Raw genomic sequence first — 9,382 nt, 5'->3', positions numbered from 1 at the left:
ATAATTTAGTTCATTTCGGTACAGTATGGAGCTCAAACAGGCTTTTCGGACTGCCCCCTAATGTGTGTCCGATATAAGAATTAACCTATGAGGGCATAGAAATGAAGAATGATGGATGAAGAATTACTTTGCAGCGTGATAGCGCAGCTAATTCTTCATTCATCATTCTTCATTCTCCATTCAAAAGGCTTATTTGATCTTTTCCCGAATTTTCGTAAGATAGGCTTTCATGCCATCCGCGTCTTTCTTTTCGATGATTTCGAGAAGATTTTTCAACTCCGTCCGGATATTGGTTACTTGTCCCGGGGTGCGTGGGTTGAACAGGATTTCCTGAAGGAGGTAATCATCTTCGCTCAGTAGTCCTTTTGCGATAGCCATATGCTTCTTGAAAGTAGTTCCTGGAGCTTCCTGATGCTTCATCACTGCAGCAAAAACGAAAGTCGAAACGAACGGAATGGAGAGCGAGTATGCTACCGTTTCATCATGTTCGTCGAACGTGTATTCGAAGATATTCAGGCGTAGCGTCTGGTAGAGATCTTTGAAGAAAATCTTTCCCAAGTGGTCTCCTTCACTGATGATAATTGCGTTCTCGCTGCTCAGATTGCTGAGGCTGGCAAATGTCGGACCGAACATCGGGTGACTGGAGACATACCGGAATCCGCTTTCTTCGTAGAACTTCTTCAGTCCTGTCTTTACGGAAGCGATGTCACTGATGATACAGTCTTTGGGAAGCACAGGCAATACTTTGCGGAAGGCGTCCAGCGTATACTTTACTGTAGCGGCATTGATAACCAGTTCCGGTTCGAAGTCCTTGATCTCTTCCAATGTGGTGAAGCGATAGGTATTATACACGAAACGCAACTGGTGCGGGTTGACATCGAACACGGCTGTCTCATGCTGAAAGCTCAGTATATCAGTAAAGAAAGAGCCCATCTTGCCGGCTCCGAGGATTAATATTCTCATATCTATTATTTATTGGAGAGTTTTGAGTTACTATTGACTTTCTGGTCGGCCTCAGTTTATTTGTTAGTTTCCATTTGATTCTTGATTTCTCTTTCGCTTTTTATTTATTGATAATCTCGATCTGTTGGCGGACAGACTCTTCGTGGATTGCTTCGAAGATAAGCTTCATAAAGTCTGCGCTCATACCACATTGTTCTCCTTGCGCACCGCGTTTCTCCAGAATTTCATTGTAGCGTCCGGCTTGAAGAACGGTGATTCCATGTTCTTTCTTATAAGTACCGATTTCACGTGCTACGCGCATTCTTTTTGCCAGTTCCTGAATAATGTTGTCGTCACATTCGTCGATTTGCTTACGCAACTGAGTCAGACTTTCTGTGGTCTGGGTTTCTGTACGGATCACCAGTAAATTGAGAATGTAGTCGAGTACATCCGGAGTTACCTGCTGAGAAGCATCGCTCCATGCACAGTCCGGATTACAGTGGCTTTCTACGATCAGACCGTCGAAGTTGAGGTCCATTGCCTGTTGGCAGAGCGGGGCAATCAGTTCGCGTTTTCCTCCGATGTGGCTCGGGTCGCAGAAAATCGGCAGATTAGGCAGACGGCGGCGCAGTTCGATAGGAATGTGCCATTGCGGAAGGTTGCGGTATATCTTTTTGTCGTAGCTGCTGAAACCACGGTGGATAGCTCCCAGACGTTTCAGACCTGCATTGTTGATGCGCTCCAGTGCGCCGATCCATAATTCCAGGTCAGGGTTTACCGGGTTCTTTACCAATACGGGGATATCAACGCCTTTCAATGCATCGGCTATTTCCTGCACGGCGAAAGGATTGGCTGTGGTACGTGCACCCACCCAAAGGATATCGATTCCGGCTTTCAGACATTCGTAAACGTGTTTGGCAGTCGCTACTTCGGTAGAAACATACATACCTGTTTCTTTCTTTACTTCCTTCAGCCAGGCAAGTCCTTCTACACCGATTCCTTCGAAACCTCCCGGTTTGGTACGCGGTTTCCAGATGCCGGCGCGGTATATCTTTTGTCCTTTAGCTGCCAGCTGTTTGGCGGTGTCCATTACTTGCTCTTCAGTTTCTGCGCTGCACGGACCGGCAATAACAATCGGTCTTTTAGCTTCAATACCTGGTAATAAAATTGATTCGAGTTCCATATTCTTATTGTTTTTATTTTATTCTTGTTCTTATTCTTTGGGACAGACGTTTGTCTGGTCTGCCTTTTGAGTTATTCTAATCGGTCTTTTTTAAAAAAGTTTCTTGATTCTTTCTAATGCTTCCGCTAACTTGGCATCTTTGCAGCAAAGAGAAATACGGATGTATCTTGCTCCGTTGCTGCCAAAGATAAATCCCGGAGTGATGAAGACTCTTGCTTCATGCAATACTTTTTCAGTCAGTTCCTCTACGTCTTTGCAGGAAGCGGGAATCTTTCCCCAAAGGAACATTCCCACTTGATTTTCATCGTAGGTACAGCCCAGCGCTTTCATTATTTCACCGGCCAGATGGCGGCGGCCACGATAGTTGTGGTTGTTGCCTTCGTACCAGTCCGCTTCGGCTTCCAAAGCTGTGGCAGCTGCCAGTTGCATGGCACGGAACATTCCGCTGTCGATATTGCTTTTTACTTTCAGTATCCATTGTACGAATTCTGCATTCGATGCCAACATTCCGATACGCCATCCCGGCATGTTGTGGCTTTTGCTCATGGAGTTGAATTCGATGCAGCATTCTTTGGCTCCCGGTACACTGAGAATACTGATCGGCTTTTCGTTCAGGATAAAGCTGTACGGGTTGTCATTCACGATGACGATATTCTTGCGGCGTGCGAAGTCTACCAGACGTTCGTAGAGTTCCGGAGTGGCGTTGGCTCCTGTCGGCATATTCGGATAGTTGGTCCACATTAGTTTCACGCGGCTCAGGTCCATCTTTTCCAATGCTTCAAAGTCGGGCATCCATCCATCCTCTTCTTTCAGGTCATAGCTGATCACTTCCGCACCGAGTATTTTACTCAGTGAAGTATAAGTAGGGTATCCCGGATTGGGTACCAATACCTGTTCACCCGGATTAACGAAAGCCAGTGTGACATGAAGGATACCTTCTTTAGAACCAATCAGTGGCTGTATTTCCGTATTCGGGTTCAGTTCTACTCCATACCAGCGTTGATACCAGGCTGCGAAACCTTTCCGGAGTTCCGGTATGCCCACATACGGTTGGTAGCCATGTCCGTTGGGATCGTGTGCATTGTTGCACAATGTTTCGATTGTTTCTTTGGAAGGAGGCATATCAGGACTTCCGATACCCAGACTGATAACGTCCTTTCCTTCTGCATTCATTTGTGCTACCTCTTTCAGTTTCTTCGAGAAGTAGTATTCGCTGACACTTGCCAATCTTTCGGCAGGAGCGATTTTATACGTTTGACTTTCCTTCTGCATATTCGCCTAATATTTTAAGTTCTTTGGTTAATGGAGTAATTGCTGCAATAGATTGTTTATATCTCAGATAATCATTGAAAGACACGTCAACGTAAAATTGATATTCCCATTCCCGTCCGATGATCGGCAGCGATTGTATCTTTGTCAGATTGATGTTGTAGAACGAAAGAATGGATAATACTTGCGACAGGCTTCCTTCTGTGTGTGGCAATGTGAATACCATGCTTGCCTTGTTGGTCGCCTTTGCGTGATGCTGGCGGAGTTCGTCCACTTGCCACGGATCGGCAACTACCAGAAAACGGGTGAAGTTGTGCTTGTTGGTTTCGATGCCTTCTTGGAGCACTTTCATTCCGTAGCGTTCTGCCGCCGTTTTCGAGCAAATGGCTGCATGCCCTTTCAGGTTTTCTTTCTTGATGATTTCCGCGCTGCGTGCCGTATCTTCTCCTTCCACTACTTTGAGTTGCGGATGCTGATTCAGAAAATCACGGCATTGCATCAGGGCGATAGGGTGGGAGTTGACTTCTGTCAGGTCTTCCCAGTTTTCTTCGGGCAGACAGACGAAGCTATGTGAGATGCGCAGCTTGTATTCACCGATAATCTGTGTGCCGCTTTGTCTCAACAATTCATTGTTGTGCAGCAGGCTTCCCGCTATCGTATTTTCGATGGCTAGCATTCCGATAACTTGGCTGTCTTTCCGTATCGAAGTAAACACGTCTTCGAAGCTGGCACAACAGATTAACTCTATTTCTTCTCCCTCGAAGTACTTGTGTGCGGCGATATCGTGATATGAGCCGAGTGTTCCTTGAATTGCTATCTTTTTCATTGTTCTAATAGGGTTATATAAAAAAATCCCGCGTCCATATGGAAGCGGGATTTATATGATTAATTTCTTCATCTCAGTCCTTAAGCATCATGTCACTTGATACATACAAACTCCCGCTCTACTTTCTGGCTAAAGTAAAAGTAAAAAAAGAAGTAATATGCATAAGAAAATGATTTCATACGAATCTTTGTTTCTGCTTTGGTTTCTAATTCTGGGGCAAAAGTAATAATTTTCTGTTAGATGCAAACAAAAAGCGATACTTTTTTTGTTTTCTTCCCTAAAAAAGATGAAAAGGTCACCTGATATGACAGTAATGTTTCAGTTGAAAATGAGTATATGCTGCTGTCTGCTTAGAAGATTCCCGGAAGTGCTTCCGGCTTCGGTCCCAGATTCTTGAATTCTCCGTTCAGACCGGCTTCATCTTTCGGGTTCAGCTCCAGTGACTTCTTCATATCTTCTACGGAGCCGTCTTTATCACCGCTCAATAGCTTGGCACGTCCGCGTTCTTTATAGGCTTCGGCGAAATTCGGGTTCAGTTCGATGGCTTCGTCAAACAGGCTGATAGCTTCTGTCAGTTTCTTCTGATTGATATAAAGCTGTCCCAGATAGAGGTAGGCTTGTTCGTTGAATGGGTTTATTTCCGTTACAAATTTGTAGTCCGTTTCTGCTTCTTCTTCCTGTCCGTTGGCTTCTTTCACCTTGCCACGCAGCAGGATGGCGGTCTCTTCTTCCGGATTCTGGGCGATTACGGCGTCTATGTCCTCCATTACTTCCTTGTATTGCTTCATTTGTAGCAAAGCCTCTGCGCGCATCAGACGAGCTTCGATGAAGTCGTCTTTCAGAGTGATGGCTTTCGTCAGATGGGCAATGGTCATGATTTCGTCATCCTGTCCTTTGCGGGCTTTTCCCAGCAGGAAGTGTGCGACTGCATTTCCTTCTTCGATGGCGATTGCTTTGCTGGCAGCTTCTTCCATAGCTTTGTAGTCTTCCTGGATGTAGCAGACATTGGCCAATGTGAGGAATGTGCTGGTGACATGAGGCTCCATCACTGCCATTTTTTCCAGAATTTCGCGAGCCTTTTCTGTTTCTCCCATTGGGATATAGAGTTGGCTGAGGTAACCCATTGTCTCGAAGTCCTCTTCGATGGCAAGTGCCTTGGTGAAGCATTTTATGGCATAATCCGGACGTCCCATGCGCTGTGCGCGCAGACCGTCATATTTGAATATTTCGAAGTTTTTCTGATCGTTCTTTTGTTTTTCACTTTCCGGTGTTTCAGACTTACCGGAGAAAAAAGATTTAAAAAAGTTCGGCATGGTTGCGTTATTTTAGAGTTTGTCTGCAAATGTAATAACTTATTTTGAAATATGTAGCATTCCGTCCTGCATCTTCAGTCCGTCTTCGTCTAATAAATATCGGATTACTTGCCCGATATCTTCTTTTTCCGCTTTTATCTTATCGGCAATTTCGGCAGGAGTTAGTGGACTTTGACCAAGCAACTCCAGTATTTGCCTTTTCAATTCCTCATAAGATTTCTCAGATAAGTCGTTGCTGGCACGGTTGCTGAGGCAGACATCACATTGCCCGCAGTTATGTTCGTTTTTCTCTCCGAAGTAGTGGAGAAGCATCCGGCTCCGGCATACGTTTTCGGTAGTGACATATTCTTCCATAGCCTTGATACGTGCTTCATAGCGTGCCTTGCGCTCTTCGTAGACAATAGGGGGAATGTGCAGAAAGCGCAGATCCAATCGTTCGCGTGTATATATAATATAAGGAGTCTTTTTGCGGGGAATGTAATCGACGATGCGGCGTTTGGTTAATGTTACCAGTATGTTATAGATTTGCTGGCGTGTCAGTCCGGTGCGTAGGGCAAGCGATTCTTCGCTGATATAGGCATAATCAGTGAAAACTCCCGTATACGAACGAAGAATCGTTTGTATCAAGGCATCCGCTTCTTTTCCCATTTCCCGCAGTTTATACAGTTCGTCCCGACGGATGATAAAGAGGATTCGTGATGAATTATCCTGTTCGTCCGTGTATTCCAGATAGCCAGCCTGTGTCAGTATTTTCAGGGCACTGTCTACCGGCACCGGGAAGTATTTGAACTTCCGGCAAAATTCTTCCAGATTGAATTCCCGGATACATTGAAATCCGTCACCCATCGCCATTTGATAATAATACTGAAGATGTTCGTAGACATTCAGGATGTATTCTTTTTCGGGAAAGGTGTCGACAATACGTTTGTGGAGTGTCATCTTGTCGGATTTGGCGTACAGGATGACGGCATAAGCTTTCTCTCCGTCTCTTCCGGCACGTCCGGCTTCCTGAAAATAGGCCTCGGGTGAATCGGGCAGGTCGAGATGCAGCACGATACGTACATCGGGCTTGTCGATACCCATGCCGAAAGCATTGGTTGCCACCATGACACGGACTTCTCCGCTTTGCCAGCGTTTTTGCCGAAGGTCTTTGACGGCATTGTCCAGGCCGGCATGATAAAAGTCGGCAGTTATTCCTTCGTTTGTCAACAGTTCGGTGATTTCTTTGGTGCGGCGTCTGTTGCGGACGTAGATAATTGCACTGCCCGATATCCGTTGGAGGATATGCAGCAATTCTTTGGTTTTGTTATCCGTTTTGCGTACGATATATGCCAAATTCTTTCGTTCAAAGCTCATGCGAAAGACATTTCCTTCCCGGAAGTTCAGTCGGGTCTGGATATCTTTTACGACTTCGGGAGTTGCTGTAGCTGTCAGTGCCAGTACCGGTACTCCAGGCAACAGCTCCCGTATTTCTGCGATTTTCAGATATGCCGGGCGGAAGTCGTATCCCCATTGTGAGATACAGTGGCTTTCGTCCACCGTAATTATGGAGACTTTCATCGAACGCAACTTGGTACGGAATATTTCCGTATCCAGCCGTTCCGGAGAGATATAAAGGAACTTGTAATTGCCGAAGATGCAGTTTTCGAGTGCGGTAAGTATTTCTTGCCGTGTCATGCCCGAATAGATGGCAAGGGCTTTGATTCCCCGTTTCCGCAAGTTCTGCACCTGATCTTTCATCAAGGCGATAAGTGGGGTGATGACGATACAAATACCTTCCTGAGCGAGAGCGGGCACTTGAAATGTAATAGACTTACCGCCTCCGGTAGGCATCAGTCCCAGTGTGTCTTTGCCTTCGCCGATACTGGTAATGATCTCCTCCTGCAAGTCGCGGAAGGAGTCATAACCCCAGTATTGTTTTAATATCTCCTGATACTTATTCAATCGGCTTTATATCCTCGATTTGAAGTTGGACTTCGCCACGCTTATGCGTGTTCTCTTCGATTGTATAGCAGATGTCGAATGAACGCTTCGTCTTGATATAGCGCACATGAGAACTTTGTCCGAATGCGATACCGTTCATAACGTTATTCGATTTGTTGTCAACCAGTTCCAGTTTGATATGTTCCTGATCGCGTCCAACCACCTTGCTGGTACCGTAATCATAGACATGATGTGTGCAGAAGATCGGTTTGATGTTGTCCGGACCGAAAGGATTGAATTTCTTCAGGTCATTGAAGAATTTTGATGTAATATCCCTGAAATCAATCTCCGCATCTATGTTGATTACGGCACTGGTTTGTTCCGGCAGGATATGTTGTGACACATACTCTTCGAATCTTCGGGTAAAGACTTCCACATTTTCCACTTTCATGGATAATCCGGCTGCATACGTATGTCCGCCGAAGTTCTCCAACAGATCACGGCAATATTCGATTGCCTTATACACATCAAATCCGGAAACGGAACGTGCGGAACCGGTTGCCATGTCATCTGTTCGGGTGAGTACGACTGCCGGTCGGTAGTAAACTTCTGTCAGACGGGAGGCTACAATGCCGATGACACCTTTATGCCATTCCTCGTTGTAAAGCACGATGGAACGGCGTTCGGAGAGTCCTTCCAGATTGGCAACAATATTGTTGGCCTCTTCTGTCATGCTTTTGTCGAGATCTTTCCGGGTTTCATTGTATTGGTTGATTTGTCCGGCTTTCTCCAATGCTGCCGAGAAGTCCTTTTCCGTGAGCAGGTCTACGGCCTCTTTCCCGTTCTGGATACGTCCGGACGCATTGATGCGTGGTCCGATCTTAAAAACAATATCACTGACGGTAATTTCCTTCTCGGAAAGTCCGCATACGTCGATGATGGCTTTCATGCCAACGCTGGGATTACTGTTCAGTTGTTTCAGACCGTGATAGGCGAGAATACGGTTTTCACCCATGATGGGGACAATGTCCGATGCAATACTCACCGCTACAAGGTCGAGCAGCGGAATCAAGTGATGAAACTCAATACCGTTGTTGATTGCAAATGCCTGCATAAACTTAAAACCGACTCCACAGCCGGAAAGGTGTGTGTATGGATAAGTGTTGTCCAGACGTTTGGCATTCAGAATAGCGACGGCAGGGGGGAGGATATCGTCTGGTACATGATGGTCGCAGATGATAAAGTCGATTCCCTTTTCTTTCGCATACGTGATTTCCTCTACTGCTTTTATGCCGCAGTCGAGTACGATAATCAATCCTACGCCGGTTTCAGAGGCGTAGTCGACTCCTTGTTTAGAAATGCCATACCCTTCGTTGTAGCGGTCGGGTATGTAATAGTCAATGTTCGAATAGAACTGTTGAATGAACTTGTAGACCAATGCTACGGCAGTAGTACCGTCTACGTCATAATCTCCATAAATCAGAATACGCTCTTTCTTTCCCATCGCCCTGTTCAGACGCTCCACTGCAATATCCATATCCTTCATCAGGAACGGATCGTGCAGGTCGGGCAACTGCGGGCGGAAAAACTTCTTGGCATCTGCTGCCTTCGTTATTCCCCGCTGCACCAGAAGTTGTCCAAGTATCGGGCTAATGCCTAATTCCTGGGCCAATATCTGGCTTGTCTCTGCCTGTTCGGGTGTAATGGGTTGATAATTCCATTTGTGATTCATTTTATATATTGTTTTTTCTTTTTCTGTTCTCAGGGGCTGGAAAGGCACTACTTTCCAACAAGGGGTAAAAGTACGAAAAAAAGCGGAAGGGTACAGTAGTTATGACGAAAATATTTCAAAACCTGCGGAATTAGCTCCTTACGGGGTTGGTATTCAAATGGAGTAAATTCGTACAGAAATGAACAAAATTATAA

At 45.7% G+C, this 9,382-nt stretch carries 7 protein-coding genes; all 7 read right to left on the bottom strand.

Annotation, left to right across the window (positions count from 1 at the left end; translation table 11 throughout):
• Nucleotides 1-189: 189 nt before the first annotated feature.
• The 7 genes from HMPREF2794_RS13735 to recJ all read right to left on the bottom strand — a co-directional run bounded on the left by HMPREF2794_RS13735 (nucleotide 190) and on the right by recJ (nucleotide 9,188).
• A complete protein-coding gene (locus HMPREF2794_RS13735) occupies nucleotides 190-963 on the bottom strand; it encodes a prephenate dehydrogenase (protein ID WP_010536552.1) in 774 nt (257 codons plus the stop codon).
• 100 nt (nucleotides 964-1,063) lie between these two features.
• The gene (locus HMPREF2794_RS13730; RefSeq protein WP_055268527.1) at nucleotides 1,064-2,125 is read right to left on the bottom strand and encodes a bifunctional 3-deoxy-7-phosphoheptulonate synthase/chorismate mutase type II; all 1,062 of its coding nucleotides are present in this window, start codon (nucleotides 2,123-2,125) and stop codon (nucleotides 1,064-1,066) included.
• A gap of 90 nt (nucleotides 2,126-2,215) precedes the next feature.
• Entirely contained in the window at nucleotides 2,216-3,397 is a 1,182-nt protein-coding gene (locus HMPREF2794_RS13725) for a pyridoxal phosphate-dependent aminotransferase (RefSeq protein WP_070751679.1), read from the bottom strand.
• Nucleotides 3,372-4,220, bottom strand: a complete 849-nt coding sequence (locus tag HMPREF2794_RS13720; protein ID WP_070751678.1) for a prephenate dehydratase — start codon at nucleotides 4,218-4,220, stop codon at nucleotides 3,372-3,374. Before HMPREF2794_RS13720 ends, HMPREF2794_RS13725 begins: the two co-directional genes overlap by 26 nt.
• Nucleotides 4,221-4,570: 350 nt before the next feature.
• A complete protein-coding gene (locus HMPREF2794_RS13715) occupies nucleotides 4,571-5,533 on the bottom strand; it encodes a tetratricopeptide repeat protein (RefSeq protein WP_055268529.1) in 963 nt (320 codons plus the stop codon).
• 39 nt (nucleotides 5,534-5,572) lie between these two features.
• Entirely contained in the window at nucleotides 5,573-7,477 is a 1,905-nt protein-coding gene (locus HMPREF2794_RS13710) for a RecQ family ATP-dependent DNA helicase (protein ID WP_070751677.1), read from the bottom strand.
• Nucleotides 7,470-9,188, bottom strand: coding sequence for a single-stranded-DNA-specific exonuclease RecJ (recJ, locus tag HMPREF2794_RS13705; RefSeq protein WP_010536558.1), 1,719 nt, complete (start codon nucleotides 9,186-9,188; stop codon nucleotides 7,470-7,472). Before recJ ends, HMPREF2794_RS13710 begins: the two co-directional genes overlap by 8 nt.
• Nucleotides 9,189-9,382 lie beyond the last annotated feature (194 nt).

Source organism: Bacteroides sp. HMSC067B03 (assembly GCF_001811315.1).
GTDB classification, from domain to species: Bacteria; Bacteroidota; Bacteroidia; order Bacteroidales; family Bacteroidaceae; genus Bacteroides; species Bacteroides faecis.
This window is presented reverse-complemented; position numbering and strand designations above follow the sequence as displayed.